The 26,341-nt window shown below is 66.7% G+C and carries 19 protein-coding genes; 9 read left to right on the top strand and 10 right to left on the bottom strand.

Going from position 1 to position 26,341, the window contains the following annotated elements; genetic code table 11:
• Window positions 1-61 precede the first annotated feature (61 nt).
• The 4 genes from AC1U2B_RS01080 (at window position 62) to AC1U2B_RS01095 (ending at window position 2,988) form a co-directional block, all read left to right on the top strand.
• Window positions 62-1,045, top strand: a complete 984-nt coding sequence (locus tag AC1U2B_RS01080) for a nitrilase-related carbon-nitrogen hydrolase (protein ID WP_480215358.1) — start codon at window positions 62-64, stop codon at window positions 1,043-1,045.
• Window positions 1,042-2,067 carry an agmatine deiminase family protein gene (locus tag AC1U2B_RS01085; protein WP_480215359.1) on the top strand — a complete coding sequence of 342 codons (1,026 nt, stop codon included), beginning with the start codon at window positions 1,042-1,044 and terminating at the stop codon, window positions 2,065-2,067. Before AC1U2B_RS01080 ends, AC1U2B_RS01085 begins: the two co-directional genes overlap by 4 nt.
• 153 nt (window positions 2,068-2,220) lie before the next feature.
• Complete coding sequence (locus AC1U2B_RS01090) at window positions 2,221-2,496, top strand: DUF3303 domain-containing protein (RefSeq protein ID WP_480215360.1); 276 nt, start codon at window positions 2,221-2,223, stop codon at window positions 2,494-2,496.
• A gap of 54 nt (window positions 2,497-2,550) precedes the next feature.
• Window positions 2,551-2,988, top strand: coding sequence for a VOC family protein (locus AC1U2B_RS01095; protein ID WP_260941352.1), 438 nt, complete (start codon window positions 2,551-2,553; stop codon window positions 2,986-2,988).
• Here the strand turns inward: AC1U2B_RS01095 and AC1U2B_RS01100 are convergent.
• The 3 genes from AC1U2B_RS01100 to gabT are packed head-to-tail and all read right to left on the bottom strand — an operon-like array spanning window position 2,975 to window position 8,397.
• Window positions 2,975-5,557 carry an NAD-glutamate dehydrogenase domain-containing protein gene (locus AC1U2B_RS01100; protein WP_480215361.1) on the bottom strand — a complete coding sequence of 861 codons (2,583 nt, stop codon included), beginning with the start codon at window positions 5,555-5,557 and terminating at the stop codon, window positions 2,975-2,977. The genes AC1U2B_RS01095 and AC1U2B_RS01100 overlap by 14 nt on opposite strands.
• Before the next feature lie 48 nt (window positions 5,558-5,605).
• Window positions 5,606-7,060 carry an NAD-dependent succinate-semialdehyde dehydrogenase gene (locus AC1U2B_RS01105; protein ID WP_480215362.1) on the bottom strand — a complete coding sequence of 485 codons (1,455 nt, stop codon included), beginning with the start codon at window positions 7,058-7,060 and terminating at the stop codon, window positions 5,606-5,608.
• Window positions 7,057-8,397 (bottom strand): 4-aminobutyrate--2-oxoglutarate transaminase, encoded by a 1,341-nt coding sequence (gene gabT, locus AC1U2B_RS01110; RefSeq protein ID WP_480215363.1) that lies wholly within the window; start codon window positions 8,395-8,397, stop codon window positions 7,057-7,059. The genes AC1U2B_RS01105 and gabT overlap by 4 nt, the downstream gene beginning before the upstream one ends.
• 180 nt (window positions 8,398-8,577) lie before the next feature.
• On the opposite strand from gabT, the gene AC1U2B_RS01115 reads away from it, so the two are divergent.
• Window positions 8,578-10,308 (top strand): biotin carboxylase, encoded by a 1,731-nt coding sequence (locus tag AC1U2B_RS01115; protein ID WP_480215364.1) that lies wholly within the window; start codon window positions 8,578-8,580, stop codon window positions 10,306-10,308.
• A 47-nt stretch (window positions 10,309-10,355) separates the two neighbouring features.
• Window positions 10,356-11,540, top strand: coding sequence for a serine hydrolase domain-containing protein (locus tag AC1U2B_RS01120; RefSeq protein WP_480215365.1), 1,185 nt, complete (start codon window positions 10,356-10,358; stop codon window positions 11,538-11,540).
• Window positions 11,541-11,558: 18 nt separating this feature from the next.
• Here the strand turns inward: AC1U2B_RS01120 and AC1U2B_RS01125 are convergent, their stop codons facing one another.
• Complete coding sequence (locus tag AC1U2B_RS01125; protein ID WP_480215731.1) at window positions 11,559-12,575, bottom strand: AraC family transcriptional regulator; 1,017 nt, start codon at window positions 12,573-12,575, stop codon at window positions 11,559-11,561.
• A gap of 119 nt (window positions 12,576-12,694) precedes the next feature.
• Between AC1U2B_RS01125 and AC1U2B_RS01130 the strand changes: the two genes are divergently transcribed.
• A complete protein-coding gene (locus tag AC1U2B_RS01130) occupies window positions 12,695-14,716 on the top strand; it encodes a fatty acid desaturase (protein ID WP_480215366.1) in 2,022 nt (673 codons plus the stop codon).
• A gap of 396 nt (window positions 14,717-15,112) precedes the next feature.
• Here AC1U2B_RS01130 and AC1U2B_RS01135 read toward each other — a convergent pair whose 3' ends face one another.
• From AC1U2B_RS01135 to AC1U2B_RS01150, 4 genes are all read right to left on the bottom strand, one after another.
• Window positions 15,113-16,654 carry an APC family permease gene (locus AC1U2B_RS01135; RefSeq protein ID WP_480215367.1) on the bottom strand — a complete coding sequence of 514 codons (1,542 nt, stop codon included), beginning with the start codon at window positions 16,652-16,654 and terminating at the stop codon, window positions 15,113-15,115.
• Window positions 16,647-17,498, bottom strand: a complete 852-nt coding sequence (locus AC1U2B_RS01140) for a universal stress protein (protein WP_480215368.1) — start codon at window positions 17,496-17,498, stop codon at window positions 16,647-16,649. The genes AC1U2B_RS01135 and AC1U2B_RS01140 overlap by 8 nt, the downstream gene beginning before the upstream one ends.
• A gap of 3 nt (window positions 17,499-17,501) precedes the next feature.
• Entirely contained in the window at window positions 17,502-19,445 is a 1,944-nt protein-coding gene (locus AC1U2B_RS01145) for a primary-amine oxidase (RefSeq protein ID WP_480215369.1), read from the bottom strand.
• Window positions 19,446-19,508: 63 nt separating this feature from the next.
• Window positions 19,509-20,939, bottom strand: a complete 1,431-nt coding sequence (locus tag AC1U2B_RS01150) for a gamma-aminobutyraldehyde dehydrogenase (protein WP_480215370.1) — start codon at window positions 20,937-20,939, stop codon at window positions 19,509-19,511.
• A 139-nt stretch (window positions 20,940-21,078) separates the two neighbouring features.
• On the opposite strand from AC1U2B_RS01150, the gene AC1U2B_RS01155 reads away from it, so the two are divergent.
• Window positions 21,079-22,614, top strand: coding sequence for a PucR family transcriptional regulator (locus AC1U2B_RS01155; RefSeq protein WP_480215732.1), 1,536 nt, complete (start codon window positions 21,079-21,081; stop codon window positions 22,612-22,614).
• Here AC1U2B_RS01155 and AC1U2B_RS01160 read toward each other — a convergent pair whose 3' ends face one another.
• Window positions 22,615-25,458 (bottom strand): MMPL/RND family transporter, encoded by a 2,844-nt coding sequence (locus tag AC1U2B_RS01160; protein ID WP_480215371.1) that lies wholly within the window; start codon window positions 25,456-25,458, stop codon window positions 22,615-22,617.
• A complete protein-coding gene (locus AC1U2B_RS01165) occupies window positions 25,455-25,886 on the bottom strand; it encodes an MmpS family transport accessory protein (protein WP_480215372.1) in 432 nt (143 codons plus the stop codon). Before AC1U2B_RS01165 ends, AC1U2B_RS01160 begins: the two co-directional genes overlap by 4 nt.
• Before the next feature lie 298 nt (window positions 25,887-26,184).
• Here AC1U2B_RS01165 and AC1U2B_RS01170 point away from each other — a divergent pair, with 298 nt between their 5' ends.
• Window positions 26,185-26,340: a DUF8730 family Cys-rich protein gene (locus AC1U2B_RS01170; RefSeq protein WP_197063754.1), complete on the top strand. Its 156-nt coding sequence runs from the start codon at window positions 26,185-26,187 to the stop codon at window positions 26,338-26,340.
• The last annotated feature ends 1 nt before the right edge of the window (window position 26,341 follow it).

The following is a 26,341-nucleotide window of genomic DNA, read 5'->3' on the forward strand; positions in this document are numbered from 1 at the left end:
ACAAGCACGGGTACCTGGGGCCACAATTAAACGAATCCAATTCGTTTTAGGAGTCCAGCTGATGATCACCCTGACCGCCACCGCGCCCGAATCGCTGTCTCGCAGCACGGAGTCGACGCGACCGCCGGTACGCGTCGGGCTGGTGCAGCACCGGTGGCGCCCCGACGCCGACGAGCTCGCCAAGGTCCTGCGCGACGGCATCGACCGGGCGGCCGGAGAGGGTGCCACCCTGGTCTGCCTGCCCGAGATCACCCTGCTGCGGTACCCCGCCGACACCCCGGCCGGCCCGAACCCGGGTGACACCGCCGAAGACCTCCTCGAGGGCCCGACGTTCGCACTGGCCGCCGAGGCAGCCCGGGCCAACGGCATATTCGTGCACGCATCGCTGTACGAAAAGGCGCCGGCCGCAGATGGTTTGGGCTTCAACACGGCCATTCTGGTGGCCCCGTCGGGCGAGTTGGCGGGCCGGACCCGCAAGATGCACATCCCGATCTCGGCGGGCTACTACGAGGACACCTACTTCCGCGCCGGCCCCGCCGAGGGCAACCCGTACCCGGTCTACGAGCCGGCGGGGCTCGGCGCCAAGCTGGGCATGCCGACCTGCTGGGACGAATGGTTCCCCGAGGTGGCCCGCAACTACTCGCTGGGCGGCGCGGAGATCGTCGTCTACCCGACGGCCATCGGCTCCGAGCCGGTCTTTCCCGCCTTCGACACCCAGCCGCTGTGGCAACAGGTCATCGTCGCCAACGGCATCAACAGCGGCCTGTTCATGGTGGTGCCCAACCGAATTGGTGATGAGGGCGCCGTGACCTTCTACGGCTCGTCGTTCATCTCCGACCCCTACGGCCGGGTGCTGGTGCAGGCGCCGCGCGACGAGGAGGCCGTGCTGGTGGCCGATCTGGACCTCGATCAGCGTCGCGACTGGCTGGAGCTGTTCCCGTTCCTGCTGACCCGGCGGCCGGAGAGCTACGGCACGCTGACCGCGCCCGTCGACGTGCAGCGTCCCTACGGTGCGGGGCACGAGGCCACCGCGGTGGTGAAATGACGAACTACGTGATGCCGGCGGAGAGTGCGCCGCAGGACCGGGTGTGGATGGCGTTCCCGTCGGAAGGTTATTCGTTGGGGGACAACGAAACCGAACACCACGAGGCCCGCTCGACGTGGGCGGCGGTGGCACACGCGGTGCTGGAGTTCGAACCGGTGACCGTGGTGGTGGACCCCGCCGAAATGGTGGTGGCGCGCCGCTACCTGTCCGCCGCGGTCGAGATCGTCGAGGCGCCGCTGAACGACGCCTGGATGCGCGACATCGGCCCGACGTTCGTGCATGCCGACGACGGTTCGGTGGCCGCGGTCGACTGGGTGTTCAACGGCTGGGGTGCCCAGGACTGGGCGCGCTGGGATCGGGACGCGAAAATCGGTGCCGCGGTTGCCGGTTGGGCCGGCGTCCCGGTGGTGAGTTCGGAGCTGGTCAACGAAGGCGGCGGTATCCAGGTCGACGGGCAGGGCACGGTGCTGGTCACCGAGACCGTCCAGCTGGACCCCGGCCGCAATCCCGGCGCCACCAAGGCGGACATCGAGGCCGAACTGGCCCGCACCATCGGCGCCACCCATGCCGTGTGGTTGCCGCGCGGCCTGACGCGCGACTCGGAGCGTTTCGGCACCCGTGGGCACGTCGACATCGTCGCCGCCATCACTTCGCCGGGGCGCCTGTTGCTGCACGCGCAGCACTCCGACGCGCATCCTGATCACTTGGTGTGCAAGGAGATTCGCGAAGCACTTGCCGATACCCGCGACGCCGCGGGCCGGCCGTGGGACATCGTCGAACTGCCCGCGCCGGATCTGCTGACCGATGCCGAGGGCTACGTCGACTACAGCTACATCAACCACCTGGTGGTCAACGGCGGCGTCATCGCGTGCGCGTTCGGTGATCCGCGCGACGCCGACGCGGCGGCGATCCTGGCCGAGCAGTACCCCGGCCGCCGGGTGGTCAGTGTCGATGCCCGGCCGCTGTTCGAACGGGGCGGCGGCATCCACTGCATCACACAGCACCAGCCGTCGCCGCGGTGATCTGATCTCAGCCATTTGGCTGATGCTCAGCTGCCCGAGTGGTGCTTTATTGAAGTCATCGCCCCATGGACGCCGCTGATTGTTCGGGAGGTCGCGGCGGCTCCTCGGCCGCGACCTGCAGTGCCCGACAAATGACTTCAAAGGCGGCTTCTCATGAAATACCTGGTGCAATGGCATGCAATCGATCCGGCTCGGATGCGGGCGACGGCCGAACACTTCCTGCAGACCGGGGCGAAGCCGCCCGACGGCGCCACCCAACTCGGGCGGTGGTTCGGTCTCAACGGCAGCGGGTGCTCGGTGATCGAGGCCGCTGACGCCAAGCCGGTTTTCGAGCTCATCTCCGAGTGGCAGGAGTATCTCCAGATCGAAGCCACCCCGGTACTGGAGGACGATGAGTTCGGCGCGATAGTCGCCAAGCTCTACGGGTAGCGGCGATCCGCTGGAGCGGGTTTGAGCAGGGCCCCGCTGGGTAGCATCCACGGTATGGCCATCAAACTCGAGAACGTCGGCATCGCCGTGCGCGATCTTGACGCGACGATCGCATTTTTCACCGACCTCGGCCTCACGGTCGTCGGCCGCACCACGGTCAGCGGCGAGTGGACCGATACGGCCGTCGGCCTCGATGGCAACCATGCCAAGGTCGCCATGCTCGAGACGCCGGACGGTCATGGCCGGGTCGAGCTCTTCGAGTACATCCATCCTGAGGCCATCGAGTCGGAACCGATTCTGCCCAACGTCATTGGCATGCACCGCGTTGCGTTCTCGGTCGATGACATCGACGCGGCCCTCGAGATCGCCGCACGGCACGGGTGCCACCCACTGCGTGGGGTGGCGACCTACGAGGACATCTACAAGCTCACCTACGTCCGTGGCCCCAGCGGCATCATCGTGATGCTCGCCGAAGAGCTCAAGAAGAGCTGACGGCCATCAACCGGCTGACGGCCGCGCTCACCCGGTCGCGGTTGCCCGCGCCGTTGCGCACCACCCACGACGTCAGGTGCTCGAGCAGTTCCCGGATCTCCAGCAGCGCCTGAATGCGCCCGCTCTCATCGGTTTTGCCGGTCAGCACCTCGGACCACAGGGCGTCGAGATCGAGGATGTCACGCACCGTCGCGTAGGCCATGGCCACATCGGATGTGCTCACCGACAGGCGTTCCTGCATGCGGTAGATGGTGCCCGGGCCGACGCGGTTGATCAGCTCACCGGCCACCGAGGTCGCGACGATCTCGCGCCGCAGCGGATGGTTCGCGATCTCTGTCTGTGCCTGCGCGGCAATGGTGGCCGGGAAGTACTGCTCCAGGCGGCCGACGAACATCTCGTGATCCGGGACGTCGGAGGCCAGCAGCTCCTGCGAGACCAGGTTCTTGGATTGCGCCAGCAGCACGGCGATTTCGGGGCGGGTGAGCCCGAGTCCGACGAGGCGGCGGCGATCCAGTTCCTGCTTCGACGGCAGCCCTTCGACGTCGGGGTCGACGCCGGCCTCGGCTTTCAGGTTGCTGATGAGCCTGACGTGCCGGTCCAGCAGTGAGCCGGCCTCGGCGGCAGCCATGCTGATCGCCAGGATCTGGTCGGCGTTGTCGGCCAGCACCCGCGCGGCCACGTCGTCGGTGGCACCGGCGAGCAGCGTATTGCGTTGTGCGGTGGCGATGTTGCCGGAGTCCAGCGCGATCTTGAGGTTGACCTCGAGGTCCGAGGTGGCGACGCCGGCGGCGTTGTCGATGAAGTCGGCATTGACCCGGCCGCCGTTCAGCGCGAACGCGATACGGGCCTGCTGGGTCAGGCCGAGGTTGCCGCCCTCACCGATCACCTTGCAGCGCAACTGCGATGCGGTGACCCGCACCCGGTCGTTGGCCTTGTCCTGGGCGTCGGCATCGGTCTCGTCGTCGGCGCGGACATAGGTGCCGACGCCACCGTTCCACAGCAGGTCGACCGGCGCGCGCAGGACCGCGTTGATCAGTTCGTCGGGTGTGCATTCGGCGGCCTTGATGCCGAGGCTCGCCCTGGCCTGCTCCGACAGTGGAATCGACTTGGCGGTACGGGGCCACACCCCACCACCGGCCGAGATCAGCGCCGGGTCGTAGTCCTGCCAGCTGGACCGGGGGAGGGCGAACAGGCGCTCGCGCTCGACGAACGAGGTCTCCGGGTCGGGGTTCGGGTCGAGGAAGATGTGCCGGTGATCGAACGCGGCCACCAGCTTGATGTTGCGGGACAACAGCATTCCGTTGCCGAAGACGTCACCCGACATGTCGCCGATGCCGGCGACGGTGAACGGGTCGACGTCGATGTCGTGACCGGCCTCGGCGAAGTGCCGGCGCACCGACAGCCACGCGCCGCGGGCGGTGATGCCCATGGCCTTGTGGTCGTATCCGGCGGATCCGCCCGAGGCGAAGGCGTCGCCCAGCCAGAAGCCGTATTCAGCGGCAACGGAATTGGCCAGATCGGAGAATGTGGCGGTGCCCTTGTCGGCGGCCACGACGAGGTAGGCGTCGTCGCCATCGGGGCACACGGTGCGGTCCGGGTGACGGACAGTGCCGTCGACGATGTTGTCGGTGACATCGAGGAGGCCACGGATGAAGGTGCGGTAGCCCGCTGCAGGATCAACGGAAGTGGGATCGGCCGCAGTCGACCGCAAGACGAAGGCACCCTTGGCGCCGGTCGGCACGATCGGGGCGTTCTTCACGGCCTGTGTCTTCATCAAGCCGAGCACCTCGGTGCGGAAATCTTCGGCACGATTCGACCAGCGCAGCCCGCCGCGGGCGATGGCGCCACTGCGCAGGTGCACGCCCTCGACGGTGTCGGAGTGCACGAAGATTTCGCGATAGGGGACGACGGGTCCGGTGATGGACAGCCGCGACGAGTCGATCTTGAACGACACGTAATCCTTGGGGGCGCCGTCGGGGCCCACCTGGAACCAGTTGGTGCGCAACGTCGCCGCGACGAACGCGTGCAGCGCCCGCTGGATCCGGTCGTCGTCCAGTGAGGTCGCGGCATCCACCAGGCGTGCCACCTCGCGATCAGCCTGCTCGATATCGGCGGTGGTGTCCGGGTTGAACCGGGCGTCGAACAGTGCCAGCAGCGCGTTGACGAAATCCGGTGCTGCGACGAGGGATTCGATGATGTAGTCCTCGGAGAATCCCAGCCCCGTCTGCCGGACGAACCGGCACGCCGCACGGATCAACACCGCGCGGCGCCAGTCGATGCCGGCCGCCGCGATGAGCATCGCGTACCGGTCGACGTTCCAGCGCCCCGCGATGGCTGCCTCGAAGGCGTCCGCGATGAGGGCGAGGGTCGAATCGGGCAGCGACAGATCGCCGAACTCGTAGTAGTGCGCGGCATCATCGGCGTGGTGGTAGGAGGCGACGCGCAGGCCGAACCGCTCGAACGTCGCGCAGACGTCGGCCAGCAGCGGCGGGTGCCCGGGCCACTGGATTTGGGCGTGGTTGATGAGCCCGTCGGCGTCGAAAGACACCCGGGCAGAGGAATTCTGCATGGGAGGACTACTCCGGTCTATTTACTTGGAGGAGGGAGAGACGGAAAGTTATTGCAGCGCGATGTACTTGGTCTCGAGGTATTCCTCGATGCCCTCACTGCCGGCCTCGCGGCCGATGCCAGATTCCTTGATGCCGCCGAACGGCGCGGCGACGTCGGAGATGACGCCGCGGTTGACGCCCACCATGCCGGCCTCGACCGCGTCGGCGACCCGCAGGGCACGATCCAGGCCCTGGGTGTAGACGTAGGCCGCGAGGCCGTACTCGGTGTCGTTGGCGGCGTCGATGCCGGCCTGCTCGCCGTCGAATCCGATGATCGCGGCGACCGGTCCGAAGATCTCCTCGCGCAGCAGGCGGGCGTCGGCGGACACATCGGCGAGCACGGTCGGCGGGTAGAAGAAGCCTTCGCCTTCAACAGGTTTGCCGCCCGTGGCCACCGTCGCGCCCTTGCTGACAGCGTCCTGCACCAGTTCGTCGACCGTCGCCCGCTGCTTGGCGGTGATCAGCGGACCGACCTGGCTGCCGGCCTGGTCGCCCGGGCCGGTGGCGAGCGCCGCCATGCGGGCGGCGAGCTTTTCGGTGAACTCGGCGCGCACCGCGTTGTCGACGTGGATGCGGTTGGCGGCAGTGCACGCCTCACCCATGTTGCGCATCTTGGCGGCCATGGCGCCGTCGACCGCGGCGTCGAGATCGGCGTCGTCGAACACTACGAACGGGGCGTTGCCGCCGAGTTCCATCGAGGTGCGCAGCACCCGATCGGCGGACTGCGCCAACAGCTTTCGGCCGACACCGGTGGAACCGGTGAAGGTCAGCTTGCGCAGCCGCGGATCCGTCAGCAGCGGGCCCGTCAGCCCGGCGGCATCGGTGGTCGGCAGGATGGACAGCACACCTTCGGGCAGGCCGGCGTCGGCGAACACCTGGCCCAGCAGCAGCATGGTCAGCGGGGTCTCGGCCGCGGGCTTGACGATCATGGTGCAACCGGCTGCCAGTGCGGGCCCGATCTTGCGGGTGCCCATGGCCAGCGGGAAGTTCCACGGCGTGATCGCCAGGGTGGGGCCGACAGGCTGCTTGGTCACGAGGATGCGGCCGTTGCCGGTGGGGGACTGGGTGTAGCGGCCGTTGATCCGGACCGCCTCTTCGGCGAACCAGCGCAGGAACTCACCGCCGTAATTCACCTCACCCTGGCTCTCCGCCAAGGGCTTTCCCATCTCGAGGGTCATGGTCAGCGCGAAGTCGTCACGGCGCTCCATGACCAGTTCCCAAGCACGCCGCAGGATTTCGGCGCGTTCACGGGCCGGGGTCGCGGCCCACGACGCTTGCGCGGCAACCGCTTCGTCGAGGGCGCGGGCGCCGTCGGCGGGCGAGGCGTCGGCGACCTCGATGAGGACGGCGTCCGTGGCCGGGTCGTGCACGGCGAAGCGCGCGCCCGTGGACGCGGGCACCTGCAGGCCGCCGAGCCACAGCTCGGTGGGCATGGACTCGAGAAGCGTGGTGCGGTCGATCATCGGGCCGCCGCCATTTCGCGCACGATGCTGGACAGTTCGGCGATGCCCTCGTCGAGCAGTTCGTCGCTGATCACCAGCGGCGGGAGCAAGCGGATGATGTTGCCGTACGAGCCGCAGGTCAGGATGATGACGCCGCGCTTGAATGCCTCTGCCGCAATGGCTTTCGTGAGCACCGGATCGGGATCGTTGGTTCCCGGTTTGACGATCTCGATGGCCAGCATGCCGCCGCGGCCACGGACGTCGCCGATGACTCCGGTGTCCTTGAGGGCCTCCAGCTTCGGCAGTACCGAGGCTTCGATGGCGCGGGCCCGGGCGGGCAGGTCCATCTCGGCCATGGCGTCGAGCGTGGCGAGTGCCGCGGCGCAGGCGACGGGGTTGCCGCCGTAGGTGCCGCCCAGGCCGCCGGGGTGAACGGCGTCGAGCAGGTCGGCGCGGCCGGTGATCGCGGCCAGCGGCATGCCGCCGGCGATGCCCTTGGCCATGGTGATGATGTCGGGGACGATGCCGTCGTGCTCGGAGGCGAACCATGCTCCGGTGCGGGCGAAGCCCGTCTGCACCTCGTCGGCGATGAACACGACGCCGTTGGCCTTGCACCAATCAACAAGGGTGGCAAGGAATCCCGGTGCGGGCACGATGAAGCCACCCTCTCCCTGCACGGGCTCGATGATCACGGCGGCCAGCGAGGCGGCGCCGATCTGGGTCTCGATGCGGCTGATGGCGGCCTTGGCGGCGGCTTCGCCGGTCAGTCCGTCGCGGTACGGGTAGGACGCAGGCATCCGGTAGATCTCGGGTGCGAACGGACCGAACTGCGTCTTGTAGGGCATGGCCTTGGCGGTCAGCGCCATCGTCATGTTGGTGCGGCCGTGGTAGGCGTGATCGAAGGCGACGACGGCCTGCCGGCCGGTGGCGAGCCGTGCCACCTTGACGGCGTTCTCCACGGCTTCGGAGCCCGAGTTGAAGAAGGCGGTGCGCTTCTCGTGATCGCCGGGGGTCATGGCGTTGAGCCGCTCGGCGAGCTCCACGTAACCCTCGTACGGGGTGATCATGAAACAGGTGTGGGTGAAGCGGGCGGCCTGCTGGGCCACCGCTGCCGCGACACCGGGATGCGATGCGCCGACGCTGGTGACAGCGATGCCCGAGCCCAGGTCGATGAGCGAGTTTCCGTCGATGTCGACGATGACGCCACCGTCGGCGTCCGCGGCGTACACCGGTGCCGACGAGCTGACGCCGGCCGCGACGGCGGCCTGTCGCCGCGTCGACATCTCGGCCGATCGCGGACCGGGCAGAGCGGTCACGATATTGCGCTTCTGCGCCAGGCGATAGGTGATGTCGGTCATCGGTTGCTCCTGGTGATCGAACGGCTTGTGTACTGCCGATTCTGTTCCGTTCGAGTGCGAATGACTATGTCCATGATGTCGATTTGAAGGTCGGCTCACGCGCCATTTTGTCGTGTGTGTGGCGGCGCCTCCGAAACCACACTGTGAACACCGCCAAACCGACTCGACCAGGGGTGAACCGTGACCGAACCAACTCGCCGCACCACAGCCCGCGGCAGCCGCGCCGCGAAGGCCACGACATCGGCGAAGGTGCCAGTCAAGACCCCGATCAAGGCTCCGGCCAAGGCGCCCGTCAAGACCCCGGCCAAAGCGCCGGTGAAGCGGGCGGCCACCCGGGCCGCCAAGCCGGCCCCCGTCGTGCCGACACCGGCGCCCGAGGTCAGTGTGGGCACGGACGCCGCGTTCGCGTCGTCGCCGTCGACCACCGCACAGCCGCACCGCTCGCGGCACCTGCGGAACATGTCGGAGGTCCGGCACTTCTTCCGCACCAACGACGTGCCCATCTACTTCGTCGGCGCCACCCCGTTCAACCTGCTGGGCCTGGACCGGTGGGTGCGCCGGTTCTCGTTCGTCACCTACTACGACGGCTGGGACGGTTCCCACCCGCATGTGTTCACCCCCCAGCACAAGCCGTACCGCGAGTTCGAGAGCGGCGAGGCGATCAACAACTGGCTGCTGCGCAATCCCGAGGTGCGGGCGCACATGCAGCGTGGCCTGGCGCCGGGGGTGCGGCCCAAGGTGGCCATGGTGTTCTTCGACGCCGAGACCGAGGCCATCTGTGCCGAACTCGGCTACGACCTGATCCTGCCGCCGGCCGCGCTGCGCGAGCACCTGGACTCCAAGCTCGTCACCACCCGGCTGGGCAACGAGGCCGGCGCGCCGAGCGTGCCCAACGTGCTGACCAACGTGGACGACTACGAGCAGCTCACCGCGGCGGCCGAAAAGGCCGCACTGGGCAATGAACTCGTCGTCCAGACGCCCTACGGTGACTCCGGCAAGACCACGTTCTTCATCTCGTCGGAAGCCGACTGGCGCAAGCACGCCCAGCACATCGTGGGTGAGGACATCAAGGTGATGCGCCGCATCAACAACCGGCCGGTCGCCGTCGAGGCGGTGCTGACCCGGTGCGGCACCGTCGTCGGCCCGTTCATGAGCGAGCTCACCGGCTACGCCGAGCTGACCCCGTACCGCGGCGGTTGGTGTGGCAACGAGATGTACTCCGACGTGCTGACGCCCGAACGCCGTGCCACGGCAACCCAATTGGTGCGCCGGCTCGGTGATCGTCTGGCGGCCGAGGGCTATCGCGGCTACTTCGAGGTCGACGTCCTGGTCGACACCGATGACGGCGAGGTGTATCTGGGTGAGCTCAATCCCCGGATCAGCGGGGCGACGTCGATCACCAACGTGACGGCCGGTGCCTACGCCGACGTGCCGCTGTTCCTGTTCCACCTGTTGGAGTACCTGGACGTCGAATTCGACCTCGACGTCGACGAGATCAACGAGCGCTGGGAGCAATTGGCGTCGGCCGACGTCTGGAGCCAGATGGTGATCAAGGAGACCAGCGATACGGTCGAGCAGTTGGTCGGCACGCCGGCGACCGGGCACTACGCACTTGATGCCAACGGCGCGTTGGTGTTCCGTCGGGCCGCCCTGGACTGGCATCAGTTGCAGGACGAGTCCGAGGCCTTCTTCCTGCGGATCTACCCGGCCGGCGACTACCGGTGGAAGGGTGCCGATCTGGGCGTGCTGGTGACCAAGGGCAGGTTGCAGTGGGATGCCGCGCAGGGCGGCACCGCGCTGACGATCCGTGCTCGCCACCTGATCGACTCGATCCGGGCGCTGTACCGCGGGGTTCCGTTGGCGCAGTCCGCGTCGCCGGCTGTCGTGGGCGGGAGCGTGAAGTCACTATGATGAGGCCATCGCGCCGGCTCACTCGGCGTCGTGCGACAGGAGCGGCCGTGCTTGGTGCAGACCCGGGCCGCACGCCGTCCGCGATATCACTGGCGAACTGGCAGTCCGCCCCGCACCTGCACTGGTCGTTCCAGCACGTCGCTGAATTACTGCCCACCGCAACCATTTCCCGTGGTGCGGGACCGGTCGCAACGCTGCCGCCGGCTCACTCCGATGTCGGTGCTGTTGCGGTGACGCTGCCCGACGGCACGCCATCGACGGTCGGGCAGGTCATGGCGTCGACCGCCACCGACGGCTGGATCGTCACCCATCGCGGCCGGGTGCTGGCCGAGCAGTACTACGGCGGGATGCAGCCCGACACGGCGCACCTGCTGATGTCGGTGAGCAAGACGCTGATCGCCGCGGTTGCCGGTGCGCTGGTCGGTTCCGGAGCGCTCAACGTCGACGCCCTCGCATCCGATTACGTTCCGGCGCTGGCCAACTCCGGCTATTACGGGGCGACGGTCCGGCACCTGCTGGACATGCGCTCGGGCATCGCGTTCTCCGAGGACTACCTGGACCCGGCCGCTGAGGTGCGGGTGCTGGAACAGGCGATCGGCTGGTCACCGAGGACGTATCCGGACGTCCCGGCCACCATGTACGACTTCCTGCTCACGCTGCGGCAGAAGGTGCCGCACGGTGGACCGTTCGAATACCGTTCCTGCGAAACCGATGTGCTGGGCTGGGTGTGCGAGGCCGCGGCCGGCACCCGGATGCCGGAGCTCATGTCGCAGTTGGTGTGGAGCCGTATTGGCGCCGCTCACGACGCGAACATCGGCATCGACTCGATGGGCAGTGGCATGTTCGACGGCGGCATCAGCGCCAGCCTGACCGATCTGGTCCGCTTCGGCTCGCTGTACCTGAGCGACGGTGTCTCGCTGTGGGGCGAGCAGGTCCTACCCGCCGCCTGGATCGCCGATACCCTTGTGGGAGGGCCGGATTCGCGCGAAGCGTTCGCCTACAGTCCGGGCGACAACCGGATGCCCGGCGGCATGTACCGCAACCAGGTCTGGTTCCCGTACCCCGGCAACGACGTGCTGCTGTGCCTGGGTATCCACGGTCAGATGATCTACGTCAACCGCCCGGCCGGGGTGGTGGCCGCCAAGCTGTCGAGCTGGCCGCTGCCGCAGCACGCGCACATGCTGTTCTCCACGCTACGTGCGTTCGACGCGGTGTCCGCCGAGCTGCTGTGACGCGGGTATGACGCCGAGCTACGACCGCGGTCTGCGGAAGTAGCTCGGCGCGGTGCCTTCCCAGCGCTTGAAAGCGTGGGTGAAGTTGGCTGTTTCGGCGTATCCCAGGCGTCGGGAAATCTCCTCCACCGACAGATCCTGCTGGAGCAGCTCGACGGCCAGGTGCCAGCGGACCTCGTCGAGCAACGCGCGATAGGACGTGCCTTCGGCGGCGAGCCGACGGCGCAGGGTGCGTGGATCGACGTGCAATTCGTCGGCGACGGTCTGCATCGCCGGCAGTTCGCCGGGGTTGTGCAGCAGCCGGCTGCGGACCTGACCTGCGACCCCGACGCGAGACAGCCTGCGTTCGAGCAATTCCCGACATTGCTGCTCGATCTTGCGTGCTGTGTTCGCATCGGCGAGCGGCGACGGCATGTCGAGCACCTCATGGCGGACGGCGAGGCGGTTCGTGGACTGACCGGAACGTACGTCAGACGTGGGAAGCTGCCACAGCTCGGCGAGCTTCGCGGCCCGATCGGCGTCGAGCGTCGTCTCCGCCCGCGTGGGGGTCAGTGCCAGATGGGCGCCCTGCGTCGCGGCGACGAATCCGGCCAGGTCCCGTTCGACGATGAATGACCGCACGTCTGTGGGCAATTCGCTGTCATCGCCCACGAGGTACCCGTACTCGTCGTCGGTCTCGACCGAGAATCGCAGGTGGGTGGGGGACAGCGCCAGGTAGGGCAGGATCAGCTCAACGCCCTTCCTCAGGGTGGGGCTGGCCAGGATCAGGAAGCCGAGCAAGCCGGCCCGGCCCAGTGTGGAGTGCAGTCCCACCTCGATTCCGACACCTGGCCTATCGCCAAGTCCCGCAAGGAGATTGCGGATGACGTCGAATTCCTGGTGGGCCCAGATTTCGGCGTTCTCGTCGTCCAGGCCGGCTTCGGTCAGTCCGCTGCCAGTAAGGCACTCGGCCGCGGTCATGCCATGAGCAATAGCGCCCTGCACCATGATGCGGACGCCTTCGGTGCCCCGCGGCACCGCCCAGACCGGGGTCATTCCCACTGTCCGAAAATACCAAATCATCGTCCCGTTGGAACATTCAATCGCGAAGGCCGCCTCCGTAGCGTTTTCTCCAGACGCAACCGACGTTGGTTGCCGGAAAGACGGAGTGTCGAATGTCGCCAGTCGAAGTGGTTGATCGGGCTGACAGCCAAGCCGGTGCGCGTCAGGCGTTGCCGGATCCGGGCGAACAGGTACCCAAATTGGCCTGGCCGACGGTGGCGCTGTTTCTCGCGGGAGCAGTCGCCTTCGTGGCGTCGACCGTCGGCTACATTTCCGGCGCGGTCCCGACGTGGGTTCCGATCGTGGTCAATGCGGTGGTGACGTTCACGATGTTCACCGTCGTCCACGACGCGGTCCACTACGCCATCAGTTCGACGCGCTGGGTCAACGGGCTGATCGGACGGTTGGCGGTGCCTTTCGTCCAGCCGTTGATCTCGTTTCCCTCGTTCGGCTTCATTCATATTGAGCACCACCGGCATTCGAACGATGACGAGAACGATCCCGATACCTTCGCCTCCCATGGGCCGGCGTGGCAGCTGCCGTTCCGGTGGGCGGTGCTCGACATTTGGTACGGCAACTACCTGATCGGCAAGATCCGTAGCCGCCCCAAGGCCGAGATCGCCGAAACCCTGGCGTGCGTGACCATTTCGGTGACCGGGCTGATCGTCGCGATCATGTCGGGGCACTTCTGGACGCTGGCCGTCGTCTTCATCATCCCGCAGCGGATCGCGGTGGTGGTCTTGGCGTGGTGGTTCGACTGGATGCCGCACCACGGCCTGGAGGACACCCAGCGCAGTGACCGCTACCGGGCGACCCGAACCCGCGTCGGCATGGAGTGGCTCTACACCCCGCTGATGCTGTCGCAGAACTACCACCTGGTGCACCACCTGCATCCGTCGGTGCCGTTCTACCGGTACACCAAGACCTGGCGCCGCAACGAGGAGGCGTACCTGGACCGGGGCGCCGCGATTTCCACGGTGTTCGGGCAGGAGCTCAACTCCGACGAGTTCCGGCAGTGGAAGCAGCTGAACGGAAACCTCGGACGAGCGTTGCCGGTGCGGATGCCGGAACGCTCCAGCTCTCCGCACGCGGTGTTCCACCGGATTCCGGTCGCCGCGGTCGACCCGATCACCGCCGACAGCACGCTGGTGACCTTCGCCGTTCCCGAGGCGCTGCAGGATCAGTTCCGCTTCGAGCCGGGTCAGCACGTCTCGGTACGCACCGACCTGGGTGGTGAAGGGGTGCGTCGCAGCTACTCGATCTGTGCGCCGGCCACCCGGGCACAGCTGCGGATCGCGGTGAAACACATTCCGGGAGGCACGTTCTCGGGCTTTGTCGCCAATCAGCTCAAGGCCGGCGACGTCCTCGAAGTGATGACCCCGGCCGGCAGCTTCAGTTCGGCGCTGCATCCGTTGCACCGCAAGCACTATGTGGGCCTGGTGGCCGGTAGCGGCATCACGCCGGTGCTGTCGATCCTGGCGACCGTCATGGAGCTCGAAACCGAGAGTCGGTTCACCCTCATCTACGGCAACCGCACCACCGAGTCGACGATGTTCCGCGCCGAACTCGACCGCCTCGAATCCCGCTACGCCGACCGCCTCGAAATCCGCCACGTGCTGTCGAGCGAGCCGCTGCACATCCCGGAACTGTCCGGTCGCATCGATGCGGAACGCCTGACCCGCTGGCTCACGACGGACCTGCACCCCGACACCGTGGACGAGTGGTTCCTGTGCGGTCCAGCCGCGATGTCCACCGGTGCGCGCGAGACGCTCATCGAGCGTGGCGTGGACCCCGAGCAGATCCATCTGGAGTTGTTCACCGGCTTCGATCGCACTGATGTGCCGGCTCGCGACTACCAGGCGGCCACCGTCACCTTCCGGCTGTCCGGCAAGCAACAGACCGTCGACGTCGACGGCGGCGACACGATCCTGGAAGGTGCACTGCAAACCGGCAGTAGCGCGCCCTACTCATGCATGGGCGGCGCGTGCGGTACCTGCCGGGCCAAATTGCTCAGTGGCACAGTCGAAATGGATCAGAACTTCGCCCTCGGGCGCAGTGACCTCGACGCCGGCTACATCCTCACCTGCCAGTCGCACCCGACCAGCCCGACGGTGTCGGTCGACTACGACGCCTGACCGCGCAAGAACGAGCGCATCCTGCTGATGGCAAGTTCCACAACGGGACTTGCCATCAGCCATGTGTGGCTGCCATCGATTGGTGGGGCGCCGGCTCGACAGAGCGAGGTGGAGAAATCCCTGAGCTCAATCGGCGCGGCGATCTGCCGGTGATTGTTGAAGCCAGGGACGTGTGGCTGCCGGAACTGGTACCTCGCTTCAGTCAGTATGCCGACAGGGCCGCGCGATTGAAGCGAGGTACTTGCCGGCCGGCTGTCGCGTTGACTCGGTAACCAGGCACATGGCTACTCGGTCTTTCGCGCCCAGGTTTCCGAGTCAATGGGCACAAGGCAATTGCCGCTCACAACGAAACACGCCCCGCCATGCCGAAGCATGACGGGGCGAGTCGACCCCCGCTCAGGGCAGCGGGGGAGTGTCCATCGTCAGGGTTTCGCCGCGGAAGAACGCCGGCTGGGTGGCGCGCATGGCGAGCATCAGGACGGCTCCGAAGATCAGGATGCCGAAGCCCAGATAGAACACCAGGCCGATGCCGCCGATCTCCGCGCCGCTGCCGCTGGCCGTCGGATCCATGCTGACCAGCACCGATTTTACGAACACCGAGAGCAGCATGATGCCACCGAGTAGCGGGAACACCAGCTTGTAGATGACGTTGTGCGCGTTGAGGAACAGCTCCTTGCGGAAGAACCAGACGCACGCGAATGCCGTGATGCCGTAGTACCAGCAGATCATGATGCCAAGGGCGGCAATGGTATCCAGCAGCGTGCGCTCGGACAGCAGCGTCACGACGGTGTAGAAGGCGGCGGTGACGACGCCGGCGACGACGGTGCTGTACACCGGCGACAGCGTCCGGGGGCTGACGCTGGCGAACCGCTTGGGGAAGGCGCCGTAGGTGCCCATCGCCAGCATGGTGCGGGCGGCGGGCAACACGGTGGTCTGCAGGCTGGCGATCGACGAGGCGAATACCGCCAGCAGCAGCAGCGGCCCGCCCCACTCACCCAGCACCGGATAGGCCAGCGCGCCGAAGACGTTCGCCGCGTTGTCCTTGTTGCCCAGGCCCAGGCCGGTGTCGCCGATACCGGCGTACATCATCACGGCGACCGCCACCAGGAGGTAGGTCAGCAGAATCGACAGGACGCAGAGCAATCCGGCGCGACCGGGCACCTTGGTGGGGTCCTTGCATTCCTCGCCCAGGGTCAGGCAGGTATCCCAGCCCCAGAACGCGAAGATGGAGCCGATCAGGCCGATCACGAAGGCGCTCATCGTGAGTCCGGTGAACGGGTCGAACCAATCGATGTCGAAGTTCAGGTGCCCTTCGGTCCCACTCGATCGCACAATCGCGATGATCGAGAACGTGACCAGCACGATCATCTGGAAGCCGACCAGCACATACTGCACCTTCTCGCTGGTGGTGATGCCGCGGCAGGAGATGTAGGTGGCGATGGCCAGCAGTGCGACGGTGGATCCGATGTTGATCCAGACGTTGTCGGCTGAGAGCGTGGCGAGCTTTTCGTTGTGGAGCACCTTGCCCAGGAACTCGTAGCCGAACTGGACGCCGATCGAGGCGAGGTTGGACAGCACGATGATGGTTGCGATCACCATGCCCCAGCCACACATCCAGCCGACATAGGGGCCAAAAGCCTTGGTGGACCAGGTGAACGAGGCGCCGCAGTCAGGTGCCCGCGAGTTCAGCTCGCGGTAGGCGTAGGCGGTCAGGAACATCGGGATGAAACCGGCGATGAGGATGGCCGGCATCTTCAGGCCGACCGCCGCGACGATCAGCCCGATGCTGGCCGTGAGGGTATAGCCGGGCGCCACGGTGGAGATACCGAGAATCGCTCCGGTGATGGTGCCGATCCTGCCTTCAGCGAGGCCCTTGGCGACCAGACCTTCCTCCCGCTCGACGCGGGCCAGGTCGGTGTCGGCCAGTCTTTCAGTCATTATCAGCCCCTTCATCTTTCGGTACCACGATCATGGGGACCTGCAGGACGCGCAGCATTTTTGCCGCCGTGGATCCCAGGAAGAGTCGGCGGGGCTGCGCGAGCCGACTGGACCCGACCATGATGACGTCGCCGTCGTGCCAGCCGAGTTTGTTGACAGCGTCCTCGACGCCGGCGCCGGTGGCCACGCGTGAGCTCACCGGAATACCCTCCGGCAGGAAGGCTTTCGCTTGGTCGAGGGCCTTCTGTGCGTGCTGCTGTGCCAGCTCCAGATCGTCGGCGTCGTCGACGGCGACCAGCGAGACCAGGCGCAGCGGTGTCTCGGTGTCCCGGCAGAGTCGCAGCGCGGCATCCAAGAGCAGCTTGGCTCCCTGTCGGGTGCCGACGGCACAGGTGACTTCGCGAATCCGATCGTTGCGCTTCAGGCGGGCGCCGCGGGGTGCGATGACCACCGGAATCGGCGACGCGTGAACCAGATCGTTGACCACCGAGCCCAGGGACAGGGAGCCGGCGATCCCGCCGCCGGCGCCGCCGACCACCAGGGCCTCGGCGCCCACGGCTTCCGCCGCCGCGATCAGGCCCGCGGTGCTGGATTCGTCGAAGCTCAGGTGTGTGGTCACCGTGAGGTCGTTCTGGACTCCGGCCGCGGCTGCGGCGAGCCAGCTTTCGGCTTCGCGCTGCAGGATGCCGCCGGGTGTGGTGGCCAGTGGCGACCGGTCGCTGGGCAGCACCATGCACAGGTCGAGCTGTGCGCCGAGGGTGCGGGCGATCTGCTCGCCGACGGCGACGGCGTCGTCACCGCCCGGGGTGGCGAGATACGCGACGGCGATTCGTGGATTGCTCACGGCCTAACCTTCTTCGCAGTCGGAGGACATGTGGCAGGCCTTGGGCGGCGTCGGTGCCACATCGATCGAGGGGTTGCGGTCGAAGAAGCCGACGGGCTTGAGCCAGAAGCTGACGGTGTCCGCCGGCATGATCGGCCAGTCCTCCGGCCGCGTGATGTGGTGGATGCCGAACACGTACCACAGCACCACGTCGGTGTTCTCGATCGAGCGGTTCGCCTCGGTCCACATCGGCAGGCCGGTGTCTTCCTTGCTCTGCGTGACGAATTCGCCTGCGGGCCAACGCTCATCGGGTGAGTTGGGGGTGACCCAGACGGTGTGCTCGATGGCCCGGCAACGCGCCAGGATCGGCGAGTTCGGATCGAACATGGCCGGGAACGCGCCGCCGGGCACCAGCTTGTAGGCCGGCGCGGTGCCGATGCCGTTGCGGACGTTGTCGTTGACGACCTTCCACGCCCGCTGGGTCTGGAAGTTCATGTCCTGCTTGCCCTCGGCCTCGGTGCGCAGCGGGGTGTTGCGCTGCCGCAGCGACAGTCCGTACGGGTTGTCCGGCCCCATCGGTTCGATCTCGGTCTCGCTGGCGTACACCGTGTTCTCGGTGCCGTCGACGTCGAGGTCGAGTCGGGCGACCAGGAAGTGCTGGTGGTAGGGCGCGTAGGTGCGGTTGTCGACCAGCGTGCCGTGCGGGTGGGCCTGGCCCTCCGGGAAGTTGCTCACCACCATGATTCCCGTTGCGCGGACCTCACATTCGATGTTGCCGTCCTGGTAGAAGCGCCAGTAGGTGAGGTACTCGTAGTTGGCGACGGTGACGTGGAACGACACCGTGAGCCGGCGCATGCGGCGCACTTCGGCGCCGGCGTGGTGGTCGACGTGCTTCCACAGCACGGCGTTGTCTTCTTCGTGGATACAGATGGCGTTCTTGATCGTGTACGGCTCGCCCTTGCTGTTGTGCAGGACGGCGTCCAGGTACCGGATCTCGCCGAGACAGTCACAACCCAGCTCCAGCGAGGTGGTCATGAAGCCGATGCCCCACTCGCCGATGTCGAAAGCCGTTCGGCGGTAATGGTCGACGCAGTGATCGCGGTAGGGGACCATCATCTCGGCGAACGACATCCGGTTGGCCACCGACCGCACGTTGCCGTTGTCGTTGTAGCTCACCGCGTGCAGCGTCATGCCCTCGCGGTAGTTGAATCCGACACGCAGCGACCAGTTCTGCCACTTCAGCAGATTGCCCTCGAGCGTGAACGAAACGCCCTCGGGCTGAGTGATGTTCAGGGGCTGCAACGGTTCCCGGGTGCTCGCCTTGCGGATGCGCTCGGGAATGTGCTGCGGCACATACTCACCCATCATCTCCGGCCGGTCGACGGTGAAGGTGTCCTCGATCTCCAGCAGTTCCATGGTGTTCATGTCGATGACACAGTGGAATCCGTTGACCGGGCCGGCGTAGGGGTTGGCGCCGTCGGCGGCCCGCACCCAGGTGTCGGTCCAGCCCAGGCGGCGGTCCTTGTACTTGTCCGGCATCACCACCTCGCCGTAGGTCCAGGTGTCCATGAACACCAGGTCCATGTCCGTGATGCCGCGCTTGGCCAGCGCCGCAATGACTTCCGGGTGCTTGCGCAGCACCTCGTCGGCCTCTTCCCACTCGTCGACGGTGAAGTTCGGCTGCACGCCGGGGATGTGGTCCCACGACAGCACCGACCCGGCGGTCAACGACACCACGCTCTTGAAGGTGTGGTTGTTCGAGGTGTCGAGCACCGTCGCCAGCGCGCGACGGTCCGGGGCTGCGCCGGTGGCGTCGAATGCGGCCACCTCAGCTTTGGCCGGTTCGATCATCTCGATGGAGGTGTACCGCCAGCCGTCCCCGACGCCGTGCGCGGCGGCGAGAATTTCGGCGACCTTGGCGAATTCGGCTGCGGTCAGTGGGTCGAGAGGATGGAAGGTGTCGGGCATCGGTGCGGCTCCTGTCGGCAGGGTGGGGTACGAGTCGGCGGGGGAACGAAAGAGGCGGACGGATCAGTCGTGGGCACTCATGACGTGCTTGATCCGGGTGTAGTCCTCCACGCCGTAGATCGACAGGTCCTTGCCGTAGCCGGACTGCTTGAAACCACCGTGCGGCATCTCGGCGGTCAGCATGATGTGGCAGTTGATCCACACACACCCGAAATCGAGTGCGCGGGTGAACTTCTCGGCGGTCGCGTGATCCTTGGTCCACACGCTGGACGCCAGCGCGAAACGCACGCCGTTGGCGAGTTCGATGGCCTCTTCGTCGGTCGAGAACGGCTGGACGGTAATGACGGGGGCGAAGGTTTCTTCCTGGACGATCGCGTCGTCCTGGTGGACGCCGCTGATGATCGTCGGCTCGATGTAGAAACCCTTGTCGCCCCACTGCTTTCCGCCGGTGACGACGGTGGCGTGCGGCGGCAGGCTCTCGAGCTTCTTGATCACGGTGTTGAAGTGGTTGATGTTGTTCATGGGCCCGTAGAACGCGTCGGGGTCGTCGGGCAGGCCGGGACGCAGGTTCTGCGCGGCCGCCGCGAGCGCGGCGACGAACTCGTCGTGGATGGACTCGTGCACGATCACGCGGGTCGCCGCGGTGCAGTCCTGGCCGGCGTTGAAACAGCCGCCCTCGGCGATGCCGGCCGCAGCCTTGGCGATGTCGACGTCGGGGAAGACCACCACCGGTGCCTTGCCGCCCAGTTCCAGGTGGCTGCGCTTGAGCTGCTTGGCCGCAGACTCCGCGACGGCGATGCCCGCCCGCACCGAGCCGGTGATCGAAACCAGGCCGGGCACAGGGTGTTCCACCAGTGCCGCGCCGGTCTCACCGGTGCCCAGGATGACGTTCAATACGCCGTCGGGCAGGATGCCCTGGCTCAGCCGCGCCAGCACCAGGGTGCTCTCCGGGGTGGTGTCGCTGGGCTTGAGGACGACGGTGTTGCCCGTCGCCAGCGCGGGACCGATCTTCCAGATGGCCATCAGGAAGGGGAAGTTCCAGGGCGCCACCTGGCCGACGACACCGATCGGTTCGCGGCGGACGTACGAGGTGTAGCCCTCCAGGTACTCGCCGGCGGACAGGCCGTGCACCATGCGGGCGGCGCCTGCGAAGAAACGGAGCTGGTTCGCGCCGGCGATGGCTTCTTCGGCGCGCACGATGGCCTTGGGCTGGCCGGTGTTGCGGCACTGGGCCTCGACGATCTCGTCGGCGTGCGCCTCGATGGCGTCGGCGAGCTTGAGCAGTGCGGCCTGGCGGTCACCGGGAGTGCTGCGTCCCCAGGTCTGGAAGGCGCGTTCGGCGGCAGTGACCGCTGCATCTACGTCGGCACGGTTGGAGACCGGCGAACGTCCCACGACGGATTCGTCGACCGGGCTGATCAGGTCGATTGTTTCCGACGATGACGACGCCACAAATTGCCCGTCAATGTAGTTCTGCAGTGTTTCGATCGACATCGCGCCGTCCTCGTGTGAAGTTGGTCAGACAACTGGCTGCCCAAGTGTGCGCCAGGACACACCCCTCAGCATCGGACAATCAGGGGATTTTCGGCGGAGTTTTTCGACATTCTGTACATTCATGCCGGTGACGGTTCCGGTGCGATGGGTGCTGGACCAAGCTGATCTGCGGATCCGGTTGCGCGGGGGCGCCGGCGGTGTCGGCAGCGAGATCAGCTTGGTGCTGACCACCGAATTGGCTGACCCGGCCAAGTGGCTGTCCGGTGGCGAGCTGGTGCTGACCACCGGCATCGGTCTGCCGCCGGGCTCTGCCGACCGGCGCCGCTATCTCCAACTCCTCCACGAAAGTGGCGTTGCCGGCGTCGGATTCGGTATCGGGCTGACCTTCAACGAGGTGCCCGACGAGCTGGTGTCAGCCGCCGAGGAGCTGGGTCTGCCGCTGCTGGAGATTCCGTTGCGGACACCTTTCGCGGCGGTCGTACAGCGGGTCAGTTCGCGGATCGCGGCGCTGCAGTACGACGCGGTGCTGCGGGCGTCGCGGGCACAGCCGCGGATCACGCGAGCGGTCGTGAGCGGCGGCCCGCAGGAGGTCGCCGCCGAACTGGGCCGTGCGCTGCGGGCCAGTGTCGTGGTGCTGGATCCGGCCGGCACGGTGATCGCGTCCCACCCGCGCAATCTCAACGTCACCACCGTCAACCTGGTGCGCGATGCCATCGAGCCCGGTGCCGCGTCGGCCGTCGCGGTGCTCGCCGAAGGCGTCACCGTCGCCCAGCAGTCCATCCGGGTCGGTGGCCGCTCGCACGGCGTGCTGGGCGTGGTCAGCGAAACGGCGTTGAGCCCGGTCGACCAGGTGCTGTTGGGCCACGCAAACTCACTGCTCGCATTGGATTTCGAGAAACCGGTGCGATTGAAGGAGGCGCAGCAGCGACTCAATGAGCAGGCGCTGGGCCTCATCCTCACCGGTGAATTCAACCTGGAGCCGGCCTGGGCGCAACTGGCTCAGGCCGCCGACCACCGGGGCCGGATCAGGGTGCTGGCCGTCCAGGCCGACGCCGACTCCAACGCCGAAGCCGACACCGCGCACCTGCTGAAGAAGGTGAGTGCGGCGATCCTGGGTCGGCTGGACCAGGCAGGTCAGTCGGCATTCGTGCATTGCGCCGACAAGTGGCTGGCGGTGCTGTTGCCGGGAGCGGAGGCCGATGAGATTGCCGCCGCACTGGTGGCGGGCATCAATCCAGCGCTGCGCCGGACCATCCGGATGGGGCTCAGTGGGATTCAGCCGCTGGCCAAGCTGGCCGAGGCCGTCGACAACGCCCGGCTGGCGGCATCCGTCGCGGAGTGTGGTCGGCCTCCGCTCGAATTCTCCGCGCTGGCCGGCAGCGCACTGCTGGCGTTCGGGGAGAGCCGGGAGGTGCTGGTTGCGCTCGGGGCGGCCGTGCTGACCCCCGTCCTCGACCACGACGCCGAATTCGGCACGGGGTTGCTCACGTCGCTGCGCGCATACCTGGAAGCCAACGGCCACTGGGAATCCGCGGCCGCGGCGGTCGGGGTGCACCGGCACACGATGCGCAAGCGCATCGAAACCGCCGAGGCGCTGCTCGGTTGCGATCTGGCGGTCGCCCGGGTCCGCGCAGAGCTGCTGCTCGCGATCTTGGCGCGGACGCCGGGCGACTGATCAGCCCACCGGCGCGGGGGAGTGCTGCTGGGTTGGCGCCACCGCCCTGCGTTGGGGCCGCAGCGGCCACCAGAACCATCGGCCCAGCAGCGCCGCGATGGACGGCGTCATCAACGACCGGACGATCAACGTGTCGAACAACAATCCGAGCCCGATGGTGGTGCCGGCCTGACCGATCGAGCTCAGATCGCTGGCTGCCATGGACATCATGGTGAAGGCGAACACCAAGCCGGCTGTCGTCACGACACTTCCGGTCTCACCCATCGAGCGGATGATGCCGGTTTTCAGTCCCGCGCCGATTTCCTCCTGGAACCGGGACACCAGCAGCAGGTTGTAGTCGGAGCCGACCGCCAGCAGGATGATCAGCCCGAAAACGGGTGCGATCCAGTTCAATTCGAGACCCAACAGGTCCTGCCACACCAGAACTGACAGCCCGAACGCGGCGCCCAGTGACAGCAGCACGGTGCCGACGATCACCAGCGACGCGACCAGCGCCCGGGTGATGAGCAGCATGACGACGAAGATCAGGGTCAGCGCGGCGGTCCCGACGATCAACAGGTCGTACTGCGAGCCCGACTGGATGTCGCGATAGATCGCGGCGGTACCGGCGAGGTAGAACTTGGCGTCGGTGAGGGACGATCCCTTCACCGATTGATGTGCCGCGTCGAGCGTCGGCAGGACCGCGTCGATGCCGTCCGGGGTCGCCGGGTCGGCGGCGTGGGTGATGATGAAGCGTGCGGCCTTGCCGTCCGGCGAGAGGAAGAGCTTCAGTCCGCGCTGAAAGTCCGGATTGTCGAACGCTTCTGGCGGCAGGTAGAAGTAGTCGCCGCTGCGGGACGCGTCGAAGGCCTGGCCCATGGCGCTGGCGGTGTCGGTCATGGCGGACATCTGGGTGATCAGTCCGGAGAAGCTGCTGTGCAGCGTGAGCAGGGTGCCGCGCATGGACTCCACCGTCGTGATCATCGGTGCGAACTGCGCCTTCATCTGGGGCAGCAGCGTCACGGTGCTGTCCATGTCGGTGCCGAGTGCGGCCATGTCCGAACTGAACGTGTCCACGTTGTCGATCGCGTCGAAGACCGACCTGGTTGCCGCGCAGACCGGGATGTCAGTGCAGTGCTGCTCCCAGTAGAAGTAGTTGCGCAGCGGCCTGGCGAAATCGTCGAAATCCGCCAGATGGTCACGGAGTTCGTTCAGCGTCGTGTGCATCTGGTGCACGTCCGTCGCCAGGTGCGTAGTGGTGCCACTCATCTGTTCCACCAGCGCCTGCAGCCGCTTCATCGGTCCGATCAGACCACCGAGATCGTCACTCATCTTCAGGATGTCGCCCATGCGGTCCTTCATGATCTGCAGGTTCTGCTGGATCGGAATCGATTGGGCACTGACCTGGAAGGGGATGGACGTGTGCTCGGTCGGGCCGCCGAACGGCCGGGTGATGCTCTGCACCATGGCAATTCCCGGCAGCTTGAAGATGTCCTTGGCCAGCTTGTCCAGGATGATCATGTCGGCGCTGTTGCGCATGTCGTGATCGGTCTCGACCATCAGGATGTCGGGATTCATTGTGGCAGCGCTGAAATGGCGTTCGGCGGCCTGGTATCCGACATTCGACGGCAGGTCACCGGGGATGTAGAAGCGATCGTTGAAGCTCAGTTTCATGGTGGGCATGAACATGATTCCGACGAGGGCGACCAGGAGAGACGCCACGAAGATCGGCGCCGGCCACCGGACCGTGGCGGTGCCGATGCGCCGCCAGCCCTTCGTCTTGGCCTTCCGCTTCGGTTCGAGCAGGCCGCGGCGGGTGGCGACCGCCACCACGGCCGGCGCGGCGGTCATCGCGCCCGCGACGACCACGAGCAGCCCGAGCGCGGACGGAATGCCCAGTGCCTTGAAGTACGACAGCCGCGCCAGGTGCAGGCACAGCGTGGCTCCGGCGATGGTCAGTCCCGAGCCCAGGATGATGTGGGCCGTGCCGCGAAACATGGTGTAGTAGGCCGCTTCCGGGTCCTGCCCGGCCTGGCGTGCCTCGTGGTAGCGACCCACCAGGAATATGGCGTAGTCGGTTCCCGCGGCGATGGCCAGCGAAGACAGCATGGCCACCACGAACGTCGAGAAGTCCAGCAGGTTGTGGTTGCCGAGCAGCGCGATCAGGCCCCTGGCGGTGCCCATCTCGAAGCCGACCATGACCAGCACGAGCACCACGGTGGCGGCGGAACGGTAGGCCAGGGCCAGCATGATGATGATGACGACGCCCGTCACCCCCATCATCGCGAGCATGCTCTTGTCGGCGGCTTCGTTCATGTCGGTGGTCAGCGGCGCCGGCCCGGTGACGTAGACCTTCAGGCCCGGGGGAGGCGCCTGGCGATCGACGATGTCGCGCACGCGATCGACCGACGCGTTACCCAGCGTGCTGCCCTGGTCGCCGGCGAGATTCAGTTGGACATACGCGGCCTTGCCGTCGCGGCTCTGCACACCCGCCGCGGTGAGCGGGTCGCCCCACACGTCCTGGACGTGCTGGACGTGCTGGGGGTCCGCCTGCAGCGCCTGTACCAGGCCGTCGTAATAGCGGTGGGCCTCGGCGCCGAGCTTCTCGTCGCCCTCCAGGACGATCATCGCGATGCTGTCAGAATCCGATTCGCGGTACGTCGCGCCGATCTTCTTGGCGGCGATCAACGCCGGCGCATCCTGCGGCGACATCGTCACCGCATGGTCGCGAGCCACCGATTCGATCTGCGGCACAAGCACATTCAGGCCGACCGTGAGCAGTAGCCAGCCGATGATGATCGGCCAGGCGAACCTGCGGATGAACCGCATGTACGCCGGCGGGGTGCTGTTGTTGTGGCCGCTCATGCGTTCTTCACCAGACATGAGGTCTGGGCGTGACGTCCGGTCGAGGACTGCTCCTGGTGGGTCTCGCCGTCGACGGTGATGCGGCACCCGAGTCGGTTGCCGTCACCTTGCGCCACCACGCTCGCGATCGTGGCCGGCGCGGTCGTGCTGATCGTGACGGTCCACGGCAGGCTCGTGAAGCTTGCCTGCACCGGCTGGGCGTTCTGATCGAGGAAGTTGACGCTGCCCGCGGTGTCGCTGGGGCCGAAAACCTCATAGACCACGTGCTTGATGTGCGTGGCCTCGAGTGGTTCGGCGCCACTGCCGGTTGCGGTGAAGACCGGCTCGGAGCCGAAGGCGCCACGCAGTTGGGTGACCGCCACCGCGCCGAGCGCGACGGCCACCACGGCCACGGTGGGCACCCAGATTCTCGCCAGGACGATTGGCATCGTTGTTTCCCTTCACCGGTGTGCTGGTTATCGCGTGAATGGGGCAGCGTGTCGACCGCATCGCGATCAGCTCCATAGATACCCCGTGGGGTATGCCCAACATCGCCAACGTACCATACCCCCTAGGGTATTCAAGACGTGGTGATATGTCGCACAAGGGCGTTGACCAATACCCCTAGGGGTATGCTATAAACGATGGAGAACAGCCCGGGCGGCGTGCCCGATCGAATCGAATGACCAAGGAGTGCAGCGTGTTCACCCAGGTTGGGCGTCCGCGCGTCTACTGAAAGGTTCGAAGATGTGTCAACCCAAGCGTTGTTCGGTGTGCGGCAAGACCACCTGGTCGGGCTGCGGGATGCACGTGGATGCGGTCAAGGCCGCGGTGCCCGCCGACCAGTGGTGCGAAGGGCACCCGAAATCCGATCGACCGTCCCGCATGAAGTTCTGGAGGTAGC

This window comes from Mycolicibacterium sp. P4_G11, assembly GCF_056555145.1.